The organism is Rothia sp. P5766, from assembly GCF_048513555.1.
Lineage (GTDB): Bacteria > Actinomycetota > Actinomycetes > Actinomycetales > Micrococcaceae > Rothia.
Genome location: NZ_JBLXXS010000013.1, coordinates 51,997 through 68,710, shown reverse-complemented (window position 1 = coordinate 68,710; position 16,714 = coordinate 51,997). Strand labels below are relative to the sequence as shown.

At 52.1% G+C, this 16,714-nt stretch carries 15 protein-coding genes; 7 read left to right on the top strand and 8 right to left on the bottom strand.

What is annotated here, in order from left to right:
- The first annotated feature begins 34 nt into the window (after window positions 1–34).
- Together trxB and trxA are read left to right on the top strand one after the other, a co-directional pair.
- Window positions 35–1,069, top strand: coding sequence for a thioredoxin-disulfide reductase (gene trxB, locus ACN08V_RS08205; RefSeq protein WP_419105203.1), 1,035 nt, complete (start codon window positions 35–37; stop codon window positions 1,067–1,069).
- Window positions 1,070–1,107: 38 nt separating this feature from the next.
- Window positions 1,108–1,428 (top strand): thioredoxin, encoded by a 321-nt coding sequence (trxA, locus tag ACN08V_RS08200; RefSeq protein ID WP_419100727.1) that lies wholly within the window; start codon window positions 1,108–1,110, stop codon window positions 1,426–1,428.
- Between the two features lie 1,495 nt (window positions 1,429–2,923).
- Here the strand turns inward: trxA and ACN08V_RS08195 are convergent.
- The 8 genes from ACN08V_RS08195 to rpmH all read right to left on the bottom strand — a co-directional run bounded on the left by ACN08V_RS08195 (window position 2,924) and on the right by rpmH (window position 8,777).
- Window positions 2,924–4,075 (bottom strand): ParB/RepB/Spo0J family partition protein, encoded by a 1,152-nt coding sequence (locus tag ACN08V_RS08195; RefSeq protein WP_419105202.1) that lies wholly within the window; start codon window positions 4,073–4,075, stop codon window positions 2,924–2,926.
- A gap of 154 nt (window positions 4,076–4,229) precedes the next feature.
- Entirely contained in the window at window positions 4,230–5,060 is an 831-nt protein-coding gene (locus ACN08V_RS08190) for a ParA family protein (RefSeq protein WP_419100752.1), read from the bottom strand.
- A 433-nt stretch (window positions 5,061–5,493) separates the two neighbouring features.
- Entirely contained in the window at window positions 5,494–6,144 is a 651-nt protein-coding gene (rsmG, locus tag ACN08V_RS08185; RefSeq protein ID WP_419100725.1) for a 16S rRNA (guanine(527)-N(7))-methyltransferase RsmG, read from the bottom strand.
- Between the two features lie 3 nt (window positions 6,145–6,147).
- Complete coding sequence (locus ACN08V_RS08180) at window positions 6,148–6,660, bottom strand: protein jag (protein WP_419105201.1); 513 nt, start codon at window positions 6,658–6,660, stop codon at window positions 6,148–6,150.
- A 23-nt stretch (window positions 6,661–6,683) separates the two neighbouring features.
- Window positions 6,684–7,658, bottom strand: a complete 975-nt coding sequence (gene yidC / locus ACN08V_RS08175) for a membrane protein insertase YidC (RefSeq protein WP_419105200.1) — start codon at window positions 7,656–7,658, stop codon at window positions 6,684–6,686.
- Window positions 7,659–7,722: 64 nt separating this feature from the next.
- On the bottom strand, window positions 7,723–8,136 hold the full coding sequence (gene yidD, locus ACN08V_RS08170) for a membrane protein insertion efficiency factor YidD (protein WP_419105199.1): 414 nt from the start codon (window positions 8,134–8,136) through the stop codon (window positions 7,723–7,725).
- 5 nt (window positions 8,137–8,141) lie between these two features.
- The gene (gene rnpA, locus ACN08V_RS08165) at window positions 8,142–8,543 is read right to left on the bottom strand and encodes a ribonuclease P protein component (protein ID WP_419100721.1); all 402 of its coding nucleotides are present in this window, start codon (window positions 8,541–8,543) and stop codon (window positions 8,142–8,144) included.
- 96 nt (window positions 8,544–8,639) lie between these two features.
- Complete coding sequence (rpmH, locus tag ACN08V_RS08160; protein ID WP_083091541.1) at window positions 8,640–8,777, bottom strand: 50S ribosomal protein L34; 138 nt, start codon at window positions 8,775–8,777, stop codon at window positions 8,640–8,642.
- Window positions 8,778–9,262: 485 nt separating this feature from the next.
- On the opposite strand from rpmH, the gene dnaA reads away from it, so the two are divergent.
- The 5 genes from dnaA to gyrB all read left to right on the top strand — a co-directional run bounded on the left by dnaA (window position 9,263) and on the right by gyrB (window position 16,669).
- Complete coding sequence (gene dnaA, locus ACN08V_RS08155) at window positions 9,263–10,849, top strand: chromosomal replication initiator protein DnaA (protein ID WP_419100751.1); 1,587 nt, start codon at window positions 9,263–9,265, stop codon at window positions 10,847–10,849.
- A gap of 533 nt (window positions 10,850–11,382) precedes the next feature.
- A complete protein-coding gene (dnaN, locus tag ACN08V_RS08150) occupies window positions 11,383–12,510 on the top strand; it encodes a DNA polymerase III subunit beta (protein ID WP_419100720.1) in 1,128 nt (375 codons plus the stop codon).
- A 44-nt stretch (window positions 12,511–12,554) separates the two neighbouring features.
- Window positions 12,555–13,748, top strand: a complete 1,194-nt coding sequence (gene recF / locus ACN08V_RS08145; RefSeq protein ID WP_419100750.1) for a DNA replication/repair protein RecF — start codon at window positions 12,555–12,557, stop codon at window positions 13,746–13,748.
- 5 nt (window positions 13,749–13,753) lie between these two features.
- Window positions 13,754–14,359: a DUF721 domain-containing protein gene (locus tag ACN08V_RS08140; protein WP_419105198.1), complete on the top strand. Its 606-nt coding sequence runs from the start codon at window positions 13,754–13,756 to the stop codon at window positions 14,357–14,359.
- A gap of 282 nt (window positions 14,360–14,641) precedes the next feature.
- Complete coding sequence (gyrB, locus tag ACN08V_RS08135; RefSeq protein WP_419100718.1) at window positions 14,642–16,669, top strand: DNA topoisomerase (ATP-hydrolyzing) subunit B; 2,028 nt, start codon at window positions 14,642–14,644, stop codon at window positions 16,667–16,669.
- The last annotated feature ends 45 nt before the right edge of the window (window positions 16,670–16,714 follow it).

Genomic DNA, 16,714 nt, shown 5'->3' with positions numbered 1-16,714 from the left:
AAGCCCTGCAACACATAGATCCTCAAGGAGAAACATGACAGATAACGCTCTTGGCGGCCTTTTCAATGGCTCTGCCGGCCTCAAGGTGAAGGCTCCTGCACAAGCCCCTGAGACCGCGGCAGAGAAGCCCCGAGAAGCCGAGCAGCCCGTTCACAAGGTGATTATTGTGGGTTCTGGCCCCGCAGGTTACACTGCGGCTATTTACACCGCACGAGCTAATCTTCAGCCTCTTCTCTTTGCATCATCGGTATCCCCCGGCGGCGATCTGATGACTACCACTGAGGTCGAGAACTTCCCCGGTTTCATTGAGGGAATCCAGGGCCCTGAGTTGATGACCAATATCGGCGCTCAGGCAGAGCGTTTTGGCGCTGATATCCGCTACGAAGATGTGGCCGAAGTGGAGCTTGAAGGCGATATTAAGAAAGTCATTTTGACTGACGGTTCTGTTCACCTAGCCAAGGCCCTTATTTTCTCTACCGGGTCGGAATACCGCAAGCTGGGCGTTGAGGGTGAAGCACGCCTTTCAGGGCACGGTGTCTCTTGGTGTGCAACCTGTGACGGTTTCTTCTTCAAAGAGAAGGCTCTGGCTGTTATCGGTGGCGGCGATTCCGCTTTGGAAGAGGCTCTCTTCCTGACCAGCTTTGCATCTAAGGTCTATTTGGTCCACCGCCGCGATTCCTTCCGCGCCTCAGAGATTATGACCCAGCGTGCCCTGTCCAACGACAAGATCGAAGTGATCTGGGATTCCGTTGTGAAGTCCATTGACGGCGAAGATAAGGTCTCTGGCCTGACCTTAACCAATGTTAAGACCGGCCAGGACAGCGCCCTTGATGTTGAAGGTGTTTTTGTTGCCATTGGCTCAGACCCCCGAACTTCGCTAGTACAGGGCAAACTGGAGCTCACGTCCGAAGGCACCATTACTGTAGATGGTCGTTCTTCCCGCACGTCTATCCCCGGTGTTTTTGCTGCTGGTGACGTTATTGACCCCACCTACCGCCAGGCTATTACAGCCGCAGGATCAGGCTGTGTAGCCGCTATTGATGCACAGCACTACCTGGAATCTCTTTAATTTCCCCCTCAAGATACGCCAACGAAAGGTTATTTCCTATGACTACTCAGGTTACTGATGCAACTTTTGCCGATGAAGTTCTCCGCTCCGATAAGCCCGTTATTGTTGATTTCTGGGCCGAATGGTGTGGCCCCTGCCGTATGGTTGGCCCCGTTATCGACCAAATTGGCGAGGAGTATGGAGACAAGGTCAAGGTGCTTAAGCTCGATGTCGAGAACAACCCTGCTACCGCCATGAAGTACGGCATTACCTCTATTCCCGCAATTTATGTCTTCAAGGACGGCGAGGTCGCCAAGCAGACCGTAGGCGCTAAGCCTAAGGCTGCCCTGGAGCAGGAATTCGCAGAGTTTCTCAAGTAAGGCCTCGATGATGCAGGACCGATTCTGCATTATCAGTACATGCGGGTCGGTGTTTCACGTGAAACACCGACCCGCATGTGTTTATACAGAGTCACAGTAAAGTCATAAAGCATGCCTTGATTTATCAGTAGATACGGGAAAGCTAAAAAGACACTAGATAGATTCCCCGTCGAGACCCATAGGGGAAATCTATTTTAAGATAATTACAGGCAAAACTAGGGTGGGCTAACAGATCTGCGTGAAGCTATAAATTTTCCCAAACATAAACTTTTAATATATTTACACACCCTATTACATCTATGTCTAAAAGATAAATATTCAAAATGGGGTGAGGGTAAAAAATATTTTCTATTTTCCAGCAGATGACTCAAGTAGCATGCACCCACAGAAGCTCTATTCCCCATAATAGGCAACCCTGATACACCGCATTTAGTCCAAAAAGTGTAATAAACAACCTATTTTGGTATATATTTATATTTGTTTCACGTGAAACAACCCGTAGGAAATATTCGGTATCTACCTAAAACAAAACCTATTTAAACCCTACTTTCAATTTAGTGAATCAAGGGGTTTTTCAAGATTAAAGAGGAGAGAATTAGCCCCGATATCACCAGATAATTTTTCGACTCCAGGTAAAAACTCCGGTGCTACCACCGAACCGTAATTATCCATAGGCTGCGTCAGAATATCCCTAAAAAAACTTTATTTATTAATTTTATTTCTTATTTCACCGCACCGAACTTTATCGATTCCCCATCGCCCAACAAAATATTCACCACCAGCGGTTAAAACTAAAAATAAAGTTCCCATGATGAATTCTGGAATACTCTCCAGCTCGATCCCCTTTTAAATATCCTCTATGACAGTAAAATATTCTAGATGAGGGATAAATATAGAGAAGTCTGATTTTCGGACCATTTTGCGATGCCCTAGAGCCCTAAGCAGATCGGTATTGAGTTACCACTGCGCTAGTGCAGTTAATGCAGTCAAATACACATTACCCCGATTCTGCTTCAAAGGGGCATACCTAGAGGCACCCCATCTCTTTGCCAAAGAACTATCCCTATAGTTCCGGGGTAAGTTGCTCTCAAGATTTGATTCCCTAGCCTGACGGCTCGCGGTAGAACAGTTTTTTAGGTGACCTCAAGAAAAAATACAGCCTCCAGATTCGCCCCTAAGGCCCTAAAGCCACCTAGAGTAGGTAAATACCTATCTGGCATAAAAATAGCCCCTTAGACGGCCACTGAGGGTTTTTAGCCTCCTCTGGATCCCTTAAAAAACATCGAAAGAGGCCCTATCCAGCTCAAAAAGGGTAAGACAGAGCATTCTTCGACCCCTTACCATTTTCCTTGCGCAACTGCCTACTGAAGCGCAAATATTTATAAATGGACGAGCTGTTTCACGTGAAACAGCTCGTCCATTTATGGCTAAGTTAGCACCGCCTAGATCCTTAGCAAACACAGGGCCGGCAAGGAATGCCCACACCAGAACAAACCTACTTTTTGTTTATCTTGGGGTCGATGAGATCAAGGATACGGTTTAGATCATCAACTGAGGCAAATTCAATCGTCATCTTCCCTTTGCGCGCGCCTAGGGAAATTTTGACGTTAGTATCAAGCTTGTCACCAAGGGCATCCGCAAGGTAGTCAAGGCGCTGGGAGTGGTCCTGGACCTTAGTGGTCTTGGGTTCTTGCGGCTTCTTACCCTCAGTACCAGCTGATACAAACTCTTCAACTGCACGAACAGATAGGCCCTCATTCACAATTTTCTGAGCGAGTGTTTCTATCTCGGAGGCTTTTTTTAGCCCTAGAAGAGCCCTAGCATGCCCGGCTGAAATAGTCCCAGCAGCTACCCGCCTCTGGACCAGAGCAGGCAATTTGAGCAGTCGGATGGTATTAGAAATCTGAGGGCGGGAACGTCCGATGCGCTGGGCCAACTGCTCTTGGGTAGTCCCAAACTCTTCAAGAAGCTGCTGGTAAGCAGCCGCTTCTTCAATAGGGTTGAGCTGGGACCTATGAAGGTTTTCCAGCAGAGCATCACGGAGGAGATCTTCATCTTGAGTCTCACGGATAATGGCAGGAATGGTATCGAGACCGGCACGCTGGGTTGCACGCCAACGGCGCTCACCCATAATGAGCTCGTACTTTTCAAGGCCATTTTCGCGGCTGGGACGCACCACGATGGGTTGCAAAACACCGATTTCTTTGATGGAGTGCACGAGCTCTTGCATATCGTGCTCATCAAAATCAGTTCGGGGTTGCTTACGGTTGGGGTGAATATCAGTAACATTGAGGGTCGCAAAATTTGCACCTGGAACGGGTACTAGGATCTCCGATGCGGCTGCTTCTTTTGCGCTGTCCTCCCCGAAGAAGAAATCTACTGGGCGACGTGACCCTGTAGTGCTCCGCAAGGCAGCTCCCATATCGGCGCGTTTCTCTGGACGTTTTTTCTTGGGTGTTTCACGTGAAACAGACTTAGGCTTCTCGGTATTTTTCCCCGACTTAGTTGCAGCGGCTTTCGAGGTAGAGCTGCGAGTAGACCTAGCAGGCGCCTTATTATCAGGCGTATCTTGGGTAGCTTGTGACTTAGTACCCTCGGGAATAAGAGCACCTAGCCCCCTACCTAACCCACGCTTCTTTTCTGCCATACGGACCTCCATGCCACTTAGGTTTTGTCTCTTGTCCAAGTCTAATGGAGTAAAAGCTCATAGAAAGACACTGGTCTTGCTAGACAGCGAGATTCCAGTGTCTTCTTTTAGCTTTAGAAAAAATATTTATCAGATAAAGATTCTTTACAAGGCGCTAGTCACCCTGGTGGGCAATTTCAACGGCGGCCTTAAGGTAAGCAATTGCACCCGATGACTGCGGATCGTAGCTGATGACGGTCTGCTGGTAGCTTGGTGCCTCAGAGATACGCACCGACCGAGGAATAGCAGCATCGAGAACCTGTTCAGGGAAATGTTCACGCACCTCTTCTGCTACCTGAGCAGAAAGATTGGTTCGACCGTCATACATGGTGAGAAGGATGGTACTAATATGCAGATTTGCATTGAGGTGCTTCTGAATCATAGTGATATTTTTTAGGAGCTGACTCAGCCCTTCCAGCGCATAGTATTCGCACTGAATAGGGATGAGGACTTCACGAGCGGCAACAAAGGCATTAATGGTGAGCAGCCCCAGGCTGGGAGGGCAGTCAATGAAGACATAGTCCAGCCGAGGCTCCCCCGCCATTTCCCGAGCCGCCATATAATCTGAAAGTGCATTCTTGAGCCTGGTTTCACGGGCAACCATAGAAACCAGCTCAATCTCAGCACCTGCAAGATCAATGTTAGAAGGTGCACACCACAGGTTTTCAAGGTCGGGGCACGGCTGGACGATATCCGCCAGCGGTTTATCATCGACCAGTACGTCGTAAATCGATGGAACGTCAATACCGTGATCGATACCCAGTGCTGTCGAGGCATTCCCCTGCGGGTCATTATCAATGACCAAGACATTCATTCCCTTACTTGCAAAGGCGGCAGCAAGATTGACGGCAGTAGATGTTTTGCCAACTCCACCTTTTTGGTTAGAGATGGTAAAGATTCGGGCTTCAGCGGGCCTTCCCAGCTGCTCACCATCAAGTTGTTGCAGTTGTTGCTTAGCGCTGTATGCCTGCTGTGCAATGGGGTTTTGGGTAATGGCTACACTGTCGGTGCGTTCGAGTTTTTCACGTGTTTCACGTGAAACATGGGAACCGCGATCGGGCTTAGCGGTCGCATCTTGAGGTTCTGGGGGTAAGCCAAAATCAGGAATGTTTGAGATAGTGGGCACCGGGTTCTCCCCTGGGTAGGTCTATGTTCTCGTCTGTATAAGACTACCCGCTTCCTGAGGAAACCCTAAAGCTCTACACATAGAGCGCTTTATATAGGTTGTTTTATAAAATTTTATTTTATGTTTCACATGAAACACTCCTTAAAATCTCAATGCCGACACCCCGGTTTTACCATGCACTAGGCAACAAAAAGGTCCGGCAGTTCGCTCAGGACTGCCGGACCTTAGGGAAGAGTGCCAGTTCTAGTGGGTTTTACAAACTAACCCGAACCACTGTGGTGGGTTCTTCTAGCAGGTCTTGACCTGCAATAAGAATCTCAGTTTCCCTCGCTCCATATCGGGTAAGTTTTTTGGATGCTTTAGTAATCTCATCTGCCGCACTCTTCCCTTTGAGAGCAAGAAGCTGGCCGGTACCGCGCAGAATCGGCAGAGTGATATCCAGAAGCCCTACCAGGGCAGATACGGCACGAGCAGTCACATAGTCTGCTTCCACCTGCCCTACGGCCTGTTCAGCCCGCGAGCGCAGGATGCCTACGTTGTCTAATCCCAGATCCTCAACTACCTCTGTCAGCCAAATAACTCGGCGCTCCAGAGGCTCAATCAGAGTTATCTGGAGGTCTGGGCGGGCAATAGCCAGACAGAGCCCTGGAAGCCCCGCTCCGGAGCCCACATCCACCACTTTGGCATCCTTCTCAATAAGCTCCTCGATAACTGCGCAGTTGAGCACGTGGCGCTCCCAGAGACGAGGAACTTCACGCGGACCAATCAGACCACGCTCAATACCGCTAGTTGCCAAATGCTCAACGTAGCGTTCGGCAAGGGGGAGGCGGTCGCCAAAGATTTGGTCAGCAGCCACCAGGGAGGGGCCGACCAGTTCAGGTAGCTGGGTATTTTCTTCACTCACGTTTTAGTCCTCTACCGGTGCAATGACGATGTGGCGGCCGGGCCCGGAGCCCTCAGACTCAGAGTAGAGACCGTGGGTTGCCACGATGTCGTGAATCAGTTTGCGCTCGTAGGAGCCCAGGGGCTCCAGGTGGACTTCCTGCCCTGTTTCTTTGACCTGAGCGATAGCTGTTTCGGCCATGGTGAGCAGCGCCTGCTGGCGGCCAGCCCGGAACTCTGCAATATCCAAAATCAGGCGGGTGCGCTGGCCGGTAGTGGCCAGCACAGAGAGGCGCACTAGCTCTTGAAGAGCGTCGAGCACTTCGCCGTTCTTACCCACGAGGGCTTGAAGGTCCTCATTGTTACCGTCTTCAGTGACTACGGAAAGATAGGTGCGGCCGTTACGTACCTCGATATCAATGTCTCCATCGATATCGGCGATATCGAGGAGCTCTTCAAGGTAGTCAGCGGCAATGTCACCTTCGTCTTCAAAGTTGTCTTCTAGCGCGGCATCCGGTGTTTCGGGGGCTTCAGTCATGATGTTTTCTCCTGTAGCTACCGCTAATTTTTCTTTTTATTCTGTTGCTTCTGGCGCTTCTTACTGACAGGCTGCTGGCGCTGCCCGCGGGCTGCGCGTTCACGCTGTTCAGCAAGTTCCTGCTCGTGCTGTTCCTTGGTCTTGCCAACGGGCGGAAGGCCCTTAGCGGCACGGCGTTCGTTGAGTTCGCGTTCAGCCTGAGAACCGGGGGTGGGGTTGTTCTTGATAACCCAGTACTGCTGGCCCAGGGTCCAGAAGTTAGAAACGGTCCAGTAGACCAGCACACCTAGGGGGAAGTTGATACCGGAGATTGCGAAGATTAGAGGCAAAATATAGAGCATAATCTGCTGCTGGCGGTACATGGGGGATTCCTTAGCGGCATCCGACATGTTCTTAGCTGAGAGTTGCTTGGTGATGTAGAACTGGGTTGCACTCATCAGCACTACCATGATTGCGGCCAGGGCAATAGTTGCGGTGTGGTTGCCGTTGCCGGGGTGCGTCATGGTGGAGAAGAGGGGGGCACCAAAGATATAGGCGTCGTTGAATTGTTCGACCTTAACATTGTCAAGGATCAGGATGCCCTGGCCATTAGCTGCCGCCTTAGGGATACCGTTGAGCACCTGAAAAAGGCCGAAGAAGATGGGCATCTGCACGATAATAGGCAGGCAGGATGCTAGCGGGTTAGAGCCCTTTTCCTTGTAAAGCGCCATCTGTTCCTGAGCCAGCGCTTGGCGGGAAAGTTGATCGGTTTTCCCTTTGTATTTGGCCTGGAGCTTAGCAAGCTCAGGTTGCAGTTCCTGCATGCCACGCATGGCCTTGATTTGCTTCATAAAAAGCGGGATCGTCAGGGTTCGCATGACAAGGGTGAGGCCGATGATGGCCAATACCCAGGTGACGCCCGATCCGGGGTCCATGCCGATAGCGGTGAAAAGTTCATGAAATGCCCAAAGGACTGCAGAAACAATCCATTTGAAGGGCCAGAGAATGATGTCGAACATGTATCTCTCCCTGGCTCAGCGAGATGTGAGCCGGTTGTGGTGGACAAGCACTAGCACCGAGAAGTTACTGGTGGTGATGGTGCCGGTGTGGATGGTTTAGAAGAATTATCTTAGGTTCCTGGCCGGGCGCAAAAGTGCGTTTGCCGGCCGGAACAGGGTCAAGACCGCCCGTAGCCCAGGGATGGCACCGCAGAATACGGCGAACGGTAAGAGAGAGGCCGCGGATGGCACCGTGGCTTGTAACTGCTTCTAGCCCGTAGGCGGAGCATGTTGGGTAGTACCGGCATACGTTGCCGTAGAGGGGCGAAACGATAGCTCGGTAAATCTTGATAAAAGCGATTAGAAGGTTCTGAGGTAGGACCAGCGCCGCTTGGGTCAGAGAGGTCGGAACCACAAACTCGTGGGGAGCTTTTTCTAGCAGGATGTCCTTGTCGCTAGGGGTGGGTTCCTGGGGGGCGGTGTATCGGGAGGCACTCATGTGTTTTAGAGTTCCTCTCCATGAGGGGCGACGGGGGTAGCGGCAAGGCCATGATTATTGGGATTGCCCCCGAGTTTTTTGAGGTTGGATAGAAGAGCGCTTTCGAGGTCGGAGGCAAGCTCAGCATAGCTAGCTGAGGCCGCGGCCGGTAGGGCTCTGAGCACAATGGAATAGCCCTCGGGATGCTCTGTCAGAAAGTGGGCACTTAGTTCTCTAAGGCGGCGTTTGGTTTTGTTGCGGGTAACGGCGTTACCCACGGCTTTAGAAACGATGAAACCGATAAGGGTTGGTTCCTCGTTTAATTTGGCTGTATATAGAACTAAGTTCCGGCGTCCTGATCGGACGCCGGAACGTGTAGTCTGTGAGAATTGAGCCGAAGCTCTCATCCGGTGCTGCTGTGCCAGCACGTGCTCTCCCCTTTCGGTTCGGTCTGTCTCGGCGGGCTGCGTTAGTACGCTGGCCTGCATGGAGTGAAGGCCGATTGGTTAGGAGATAGTAAAGCCTTATGCTGAGAGGCTTGCGCGGCCCTTTGAACGACGGTTCGCGAGGATAGCGCGGCCTGCGCGGGTGCGCATACGAAGACGGAAACCGTGCTTCTTGGCGCGGCGGCGATTATTCGGCTGGAAAGTCCGCTTGCTCATCTGGTTACTCCAAAAGTGGTTGGTACGGGGGCCAACCTTTCAACAGTTCTTCGAACAGGTTGACGCTTCTTGCTGATGTGTAGGCCGCCGTTGAGGGCGGGGCATGCCTAGTATGGGCATACTCCTAGCACACTTTGACTAATCAACTCTAGAAGACGGGGCTATACAAGGTCAAGCCTAAGGGGCGTAGGTCTTTAATCACAGGCAGTGGAGAGAGGTTAGGCACATCTGTGGATAGCTTGTCGATAAGAATCTCTTAGCGCAGGTTATCCACAGGTCTTCGCAAAAAGTTGTAAGTTGTATTTTTCACGACTTTAAGCTGGCAAACCGCACTTTAATCACATACTGTGGACAGGTACCCCACCAGCAATTCACATCTTATCCACCCTGTGGATAACATGGTGATATTCTCAGGGTATCTATGGGTAAGCTGTGGGTAAGTTTTCTAGTTGCGCGTCTTGTAAGGAGAGCCTGTGGGCGATTATATGGATCCTGAGCTTCAAAAGAAGTGGATGCACTTGGTGACCCTGCTGCGTGCCGATACATCGGTAGCGCAACGCCACCGCGCACATATTGGGCTGGCTCAGCCTCATGCTTTCATGGGCAATGTTCTGCTGATTGCGGTCCCCAGCGAATTTACCCGTGATATTTTCCAGCATGAGCTCAAAGGCTCCCTGCAAGAAGCAATTAGGGCTACTTTTGGGCCCGGTGTGACTGAGGCTTTCATCATTGATACCAGCCTTGAGAAGAAGCCAGAAGTTGCTGCTGAGCCTTCGTCATCGGTAGCGCAGCAACAGGCGACGGCAGTAGTAGATCACTCCCCCACCAGTTTTATTGAACCGGCACAGGCAGAAGCTACCAGCGGGTTTATTGACCGCGGCTCTGAACAGCAAGGAGTAGCCGATGCGCCTTCAGACATCTCTGATGTTCCGGCGGTTGCCGATACAGACAACTACTCTGGGCAGAGTATCTCCCACGATGTTGAGCCTCGTCAGGAAAGCCCCAGAGAATCTAGTACGTGGGACTCAACAGCCCGGCTGAACCCTAAATACACTTTTGATAGCTTTGTGATTGGCCAGTCCAATCGCTTTGCCCATGCGGCCGCCTTCGCTGTCTCGGAGACCCCTGCCTCTGCCTATAACCCACTCTTTATTTACGGTGGTTCGGGGCTGGGTAAGACCCATCTGCTTCACGCCATCGGTCACTATGCCAAGAGTCTCTACCCAGGGCTTCGAGTACGCTACGTGAATTCAGAAGAGTTCACCAACGATTTCATTAACTCGATTCGAGACAAGAACGATACGTCGTTCAAGCAGATTTATCGTAACGTCGATATGCTCCTGATTGACGATATTCAGTTTCTGGCAGGTAAAGATAGCACCCAGGAAGAGTTCTTCCATACTTTCAATGCCCTGCATAACCATCAGAAGCAGGTCGTGATTACATCGGACTTACCGCCCAAGCAGCTCACAGGCTTTGCAGAGCGTATGAGGTCGCGTTTTGAGTGGGGTTTGATTACCGATGTTCAGCCGCCTGAGCTAGAAACGCGTATCGCCATTTTGAGCAAGAAAGCCCAGAATGAGGGGCTCAATGTTCCCGATGATGTCATGGAGTATATTGCCTCGCATATCTCAACCAATATCCGTGAGCTTGAAGGTGCGCTGATTCGTGTGACCGCTTTTGCGTCCTTGCAGCAGCAGGCCGTTGATATGCAACTGGCTGAACAGGTACTCAAGGACCTTTTGCTCGATGATGGTGCCCCCGAGATTACTGCTTCGCAGATTCTTTCTGCTACTGCGGAATACTTTGATGTCACTCTTGAGGATTTACGCTCCAAGTCACGGAGCAGGACTCTGGTCAATGCCCGTCAGATTGCAATGTACCTGTTGAGAGAGCTCACGGACATGTCCCTGCCCCGTATTGGTCAGGAGCTGGGCGACCGTGACCACACCACTGTTATGTACGCCGATCGGAAGATTCGCAATCTGATGGCCGAACGTAGGCCTATTTTCAACCAGGTAACTGAGTTGACGAACCGCATCAAACAGGGTTCCAGGGACGCATCACGCTAGAAATGGGCTTTCAACACCCCTGTGGATAACTTGCTATTGGCGGGGTTTTAATGTGGAGGTTAAGTGCATAGATATTCAAAAGGTGTGCAGTTCATTTTTTGCATAAATATTCATACACTATTCATTCACAGATTGGGCCTTACTTCTACACAATAGCCCCACAGGGAAATCCTTGATTTGCTGGGTTCAAATTGAGTTTTCCACAGTTTTCACAAGGGTTATTAACACTACGACCTTTAAAGAAGAAAAGGCAAATAACAAAAAAATTGTCCCGATCCTGTTTCCCCTGGCGAGAGTTCTTGTAATTACATGGCCCTAGTGGGTTGCTTACCCCTTGTAAGAACTCTCTGTAATTACAGAAATTCGCACTCTTTTGGGAACGCTCTTCTGTAGTTTTCGGATCTCTGCCCAAAGCCAAGGCTCAGATAGGGCTAGGGTCATAGGTTCAAGAGGGGATGAGTCCGGTAGACTGAGAGTCTGAATATGCCCGTTATCGCGGGCTTCTACTGTTTTGAGATTTGGAAGGTGCTCCAGTGAAATTTACTGTTGAACGCGACACCCTGGCAGAGGCGGTTAGCTGGACCGCTCGTTCCCTCTCCCCTCGCCCTCCGGTGCCTGTCCTTTCAGGTCTGCTCATCAAGGCAGTTTCAGGTGAAGTATCCATCGCAAGTTTTGACTACGAAACCTCAGCAAAGCTAAATATCGCAGCTGATGTTGCCCAAGAAGGCCAAGCTCTCGTATCGGGCCGCCTGCTTGCTGAGATTTGCCGTTCCCTACCTAAGGCAGACGTTCTCTTTGAACTGCACGAAGGTAAAGTCCATCTCTCATGCGGTTCCTCAAACTTCAACCTCTCATCAATGCCTGTGAACGACTACCCGGAACTCCCAGCGCTACCGGCAATCTCAGGCACCGTGGAAGGTACCGAATTCGCTAAAGCAGTGAGCCAGGTATCGGTAGCAGCTTCCAAAGACGACACCCTGCCAATTCTGACCGGTGTTCGTATGGAAATTGAAGGTGATCAGATCACCCTGCTGGCTACCGACCGTTACCGTCTAGCCATGCGTGAACTGACCTGGAACCCCACAGACCCTTCCATCTCAACAGCAACCCTCATCAAAGCTAAAACACTGTCGGAGGTCGCCAAGACACTCGGTGGTGCCGGTGATCTTTCTATTGCTCTCTCTAACAGCCACGAACTTGTAGGCTTTGAATCTGACTCCCGCCGGACGACAAGCCTGCTCGTAGACGGCGAATACCCCAAGATTCGTTCGCTCTTTCCCGAAGTCACCCCGGTACACGCAATTATCCGTACCTCAGATTTGATGGAGGCTGTTCGCCGCGTATCACTGGTAGCCGAACGAAACACCCCTGTTCGTCTTGCTTTCAGCCAGGGCCAGGTAACCCTCGACGCCGGCACAGGCGAAGACGCTCAGGCATCCGAAACCCTGCAGGCACATCTTCACGGTGAAGATATTACGGTTGCCTTCAACCCCAGCTACCTGTCAGAAGGCCTCCATACCTTTGCTTCCAACAAATTTGTGAGGTTCTCTTTCACCGACCCTCGCAAGCCCGTTGTGCTCTCTGAACAGGAAGACTGGCAGGCTGAGGACGAGAAAAACTACCGTTACCTGCTAATGCCTATCCGCCTGCAGAACCAGTAAAGGTTCTTTCTCAGCCCCCCTCTCATAACGTCAAGGAGTACGCGCTGTACATCGACCACCTATCCTTGATGGACTACCGCACCTATCGACTACTGAACCTGCCGCTGACCCCAGGCGTCACCGTTTTTCTTGGCCCTAACGGGGTAGGTAAAACCAACATCATCGAGGCAGTTGACTACACCGCGCAACTTGCCTCTCACCGGGTCAGCCAGGATTCACCGCTCGTACGTGTGGGGGCCCAACGCGCTTACATTCGTACCCGCACCGTTCGGGGCAACCAACAAACGGTCCTCGAATTTGAGATAGCTCCTGGGAAAAGTAATCGGGTGCGTATCAATAGGGCAGCTCCCGTCCGGGCAAGAGAAGCTCTTGGCGTCACAAGAACCGTCCTGTTTTCTCCCGAAGACCTGCAACTTGTCAAAGGTGAGCCAGTCGGCCGAAGACGCTTTATCGATGACCTAGCAGTTTCTTTGCGCCCAGCTGTGGCCGCATATCGTTCTGAGTACGAGAAAATCTTGCGTCAGCGAAACTCCCTGCTGAAATCTATGCGGGGCCGCCGTGTATCTGTGCAAGAAGATGCGTTCACTCTAGAGGTCTGGAATCAGCAACTAGCTACTAGCGGGGCTTACCTCTTGCAGGCTCGGCTGCGGACTCTTTCGCTGGTGCTTCCCCAGCTTCAGCGTGCCTATGGGCAATTAACTGATGGCTCAAAAAGCGTCAGCATCAACTACGAATCTACTGTCTTCCCTACGATCTCGGGTCAAACTCTCCCCCAGGCAGCTCTCATGGGTGTAGAGGATATAAAACAGGCACTTATCCGTGCCCTGGAACAAAAACGGTCTGAAGAGGTGGAACGAGGAATAACCCTGGTAGGGCCCCATCGTGATGACCTGGCCCTAGAACTCGGCGGGATCCCTGTGAAAGGTTTTGCTTCCCACGGTGAAAGCTGGTCTTATGCTCTAGCCCTTAAACTTGCTGCCTGGTATGTTCACCTTGCAGATAATGATTCGACAGGGGCATCCCCAATTTTGATTCTTGACGATGTTTTTGCTGAGTTAGATACTGCTCGCCGTCACCGTCTGGGCGCGATTGTGGCAGGTGCTGAACAGGTTCTTGTAACCTGTGCTGTAGTGAGCGATATACCCCAGGAGCTAGGACAGATTGTGCTGGTTCGTGTTGACCAGGGCAAAGCAGATGTTGATGAAAGCTTCAACCATCGTATGGACAGCGCGGAATAGTCACCATGAGTAAAGATATTTCTCATAAAGAATATAATGCGGATGGTCTAGATGCCCCCGCCGCTCTCTTGAGTCGTATCCGAGCGGCTAAAGAAGCTCGCGGTGAACTACGGGTTCAGGGCCTAGCCGGCCGAAAAATCATTAAAGATTTCGGTCGGGTGATGAACGCTGAACCCGGTACAAAAGTCAAACGGTACAACTCCCTATCGACTGCCGGCCAGCTCGGGGGGTACTCCGGGCCTGGGCCCAGTGTCAGGGATCCCCAAAGCCTGGCTGGCCTCTTGGATCGCGTCATGATGGAGCGGGGCTGGAGTACCCCTTTGGCAGTTTCATCGGTCATGGCTCGCTGGGACAAACTGGTGGGACCGCAACTGGCAAGCAAAACTACCCCGGACAGCTTTGATGATGGGGTTATCACCGTCCGTTGCGAATCAACAGCTTGGGCTGTGCAGGTGCGGCACATGAAATACGACATCATTCGCCGCTTTAACAGCGAGCTAGGTGATGAGGTGGTGCGTGATGTCAAAGCCTTCGGCCCCAATGCCCCCTCCTGGAAAAAGGGGCTGCGGGTGGCCCCCGGTGGTCGCGGGCCACGAGATACTTACGGGTAAATTACTGGAAAAATCGCCTCTGGACGGTTTGACCCCTCAAGCTGTGTGAGCCTACAGGCTGAGGGGGTAAAGCACTGGGAAGGCCAAATAAGCGCCTTCTGCGAGCAGATAGCCCTCTAAAACCTTGTAAAGCGGGGAGAAAAAAGCCCCGGTGCGGTAGAATTGGCAGAGAATACGCGCGCCCAGAATAAGCGGGCCTTGATGATCTGTCTGCCTATACTGCCAGCATCTTGTGCCTGACCATTGGGCGCGATACCGACCATGCAAGGAGCCTAATCACCCGTGGCAACTGAAGAAACTTCCCACGAATACGGCGCCGCCGACATCACGGTCCTCGAAGGCCTTGAAGCTGTGCGAAAGCGCCCCGGTATGTACATCGGCTCAACCGGGGAACGCGGCCTGCACCACCTGGTCTATGAAGTCGTCGATAACTCTGTCGACGAAGCTCTGGCCGGATACGCGGACCTCATCGAGGTCGTCATTCAAAAAGACGGCGCAGTTCGAGTCTCCGATAACGGGCGAGGCATTCCCGTAGATGAACATCCCACCGAGAAAAAGCCCACCGTTGAAGTTGTTATGACTATTCTGCACGCGGGCGGTAAGTTTGGTGGCGGCGGCTATGCGGTATCGGGTGGTCTACACGGCGTGGGTATCTCGGTCGTTAACGCTCTCTCAACACGCGTTGAAACCGAAGTGCGCCGCCAGGGCTACAGCTGGCATATCAGCTACGCTAACGGCGGTAAAACCGCTAAGCCCCTGACTCGCGGTGAAGCCACCGACGCTACCGGCACCACGCAGACCTTCTACCCCGACCCCGAAATCTTTGAAACCGTCGATTTTGATTTCGAGACCCTCCGTGCTCGCTTCCAGCAGATGGCCTTCCTCAACAAGGGTCTGACTATCCGTCTGACCGATGAGCGAGAGCTGCACGAAGGTGATGAGGTTGCCGGTGAGGACAAACCCGCTACCCTACCACTCAACCAGGTCGGCCCCAGCGCTGAGGGTTACAAGAGCGTCACCTACATGTACGAGAACGGCCTCTACGACTACGTCAACTTCTTGAACACTTCAAAGAAGCTTGCGACCGTGCACGATGATGTCATCGCCTTTGAAACCGAAGACACCGACCGCATGATGAGCCTGGAAGTTGCTATGCAGTGGACTGCTGCCTACAAGGAGTCGGTCCACACCTATGCCAACACCATCAACACCCACGAGGGCGGTACCCACGAAGAGGGCTTCCGTGCTGCACTGACCACCCTGATTAACCGTTTTGCTCGTGAGAACAAGCTCCTGCGTGAAAAGGACGACAATCTGACCGGTGAGGATGTCCGTGAAGGTCTTACCGCCGTGGTCTCAGTCAAGATTTCTGAACCCCAGTTTGAGGGCCAGACAAAGACTAAGCTGGGTAACTCCGAGGTTAAAGCCTTTGTTCAGCGCGTCATTATGGACCAACTGGGCGACTGGCTGGAACGTAACCCCTCAACCGGTAAAGAGATTGTCCGCAGGGCTATCACCTCTGCCCAGGCGCGTCTGGCGGCCCGTAAGGCGCGTGAAACCACCCGCCGTAAAGGCCTGCTGGAGAGCGGCTCTATGCCGGGTAAGCTCAAGGATTGCTCATCAAAGGACCCCTCGGTATCCGAGATTTATCTGGTGGAAGGTGACTCCGCGGGTGGTTCTGCTGTACGCGGCCGTAACCCCGAGACCCAGGCTATCTTGCCCCTGCGCGGCAAGGTTCTTAACGTTGAGCGCGCTCGCCTTGACCGCGCCCTATCAAACGCTGAGATCCAGTCACTGATTACCGCTTTTGGAACCGGCATCGGTGAGGACTTCAACATTGAGAAGGCTCGCTACCACAAGGTTGTGCTGATGGCCGATGCGGACGTCGATGGCCAGCACATCACTACCCTGCTACTGACCCTGCTCTTCCGCTACATGCGTCCCTTGATTGAGGCAGGCTACGTCTATCTGGCTCAGCCTCCGCTGTACCGGATCAAATGGTCTAATGCTCCGCACGACTACGTCTTCTCGGATGCTGAGCGCGATGTTGCCTTAGAGCGTGGTTATGCCAAGAGCCAGCGCCTGCCCAAGGATAATGGCATTCAGCGTTACAAGGGTCTGGGTGAGATGGACTACACCGAGCTCTGGGATACCACCATGGATCCTGCTCGCCGCACCCTGCTGCAGGTTCGCATGGAAGATGCTGCTGCCGCTGATCAGATTTTCTCCATCTTGATGGGTGAGGACGTCGAAGCCCGTCGAGAGTTTATTCAGCAGAACGCAAAAGACATTCGTTTCCTTGATATCTAAGGCATTTATTCCACAAAGGGAATATATGCAAAATCTGGAATATAT

Bases quoted from the DNA above. Each gene is read 5' to 3' on its own strand.
- rpmH (WP_083091541.1), bottom strand. From the start codon at position 8,777: ATGAGCAAGCGGACTTTCCAGCCGAATAATCGCCGCCGCGCCAAGAAG.
- trxA (WP_419100727.1), top strand. From the start codon at position 1,108: ATGACTACTCAGGTTACTGATGCAACTTTTGCCGATGAAGTTCTCCGC.
- ACN08V_RS08180 (WP_419105201.1), bottom strand. From the start codon at position 6,660: ATGACTGAAGCCCCCGAAACACCGGATGCCGCGCTAGAAGACAACTTT.
- dnaA (WP_419100751.1), top strand. From the start codon at position 9,263: ATGGATCCTGAGCTTCAAAAGAAGTGGATGCACTTGGTGACCCTGCTG.
- ACN08V_RS08195 (WP_419105202.1), bottom strand. From the start codon at position 4,075: ATGGCAGAAAAGAAGCGTGGGTTAGGTAGGGGGCTAGGTGCTCTTATT.
- trxB (WP_419105203.1), top strand. From the start codon at position 35: ATGACAGATAACGCTCTTGGCGGCCTTTTCAATGGCTCTGCCGGCCTC.
- ACN08V_RS08140 (WP_419105198.1), top strand. From the start codon at position 13,754: ATGAGTAAAGATATTTCTCATAAAGAATATAATGCGGATGGTCTAGAT.
- yidD (WP_419105199.1), bottom strand. From the start codon at position 8,136: ATGAGTGCCTCCCGATACACCGCCCCCCAGGAACCCACCCCTAGCGAC.
- yidC (WP_419105200.1), bottom strand. From the start codon at position 7,658: ATGTTCGACATCATTCTCTGGCCCTTCAAATGGATTGTTTCTGCAGTC.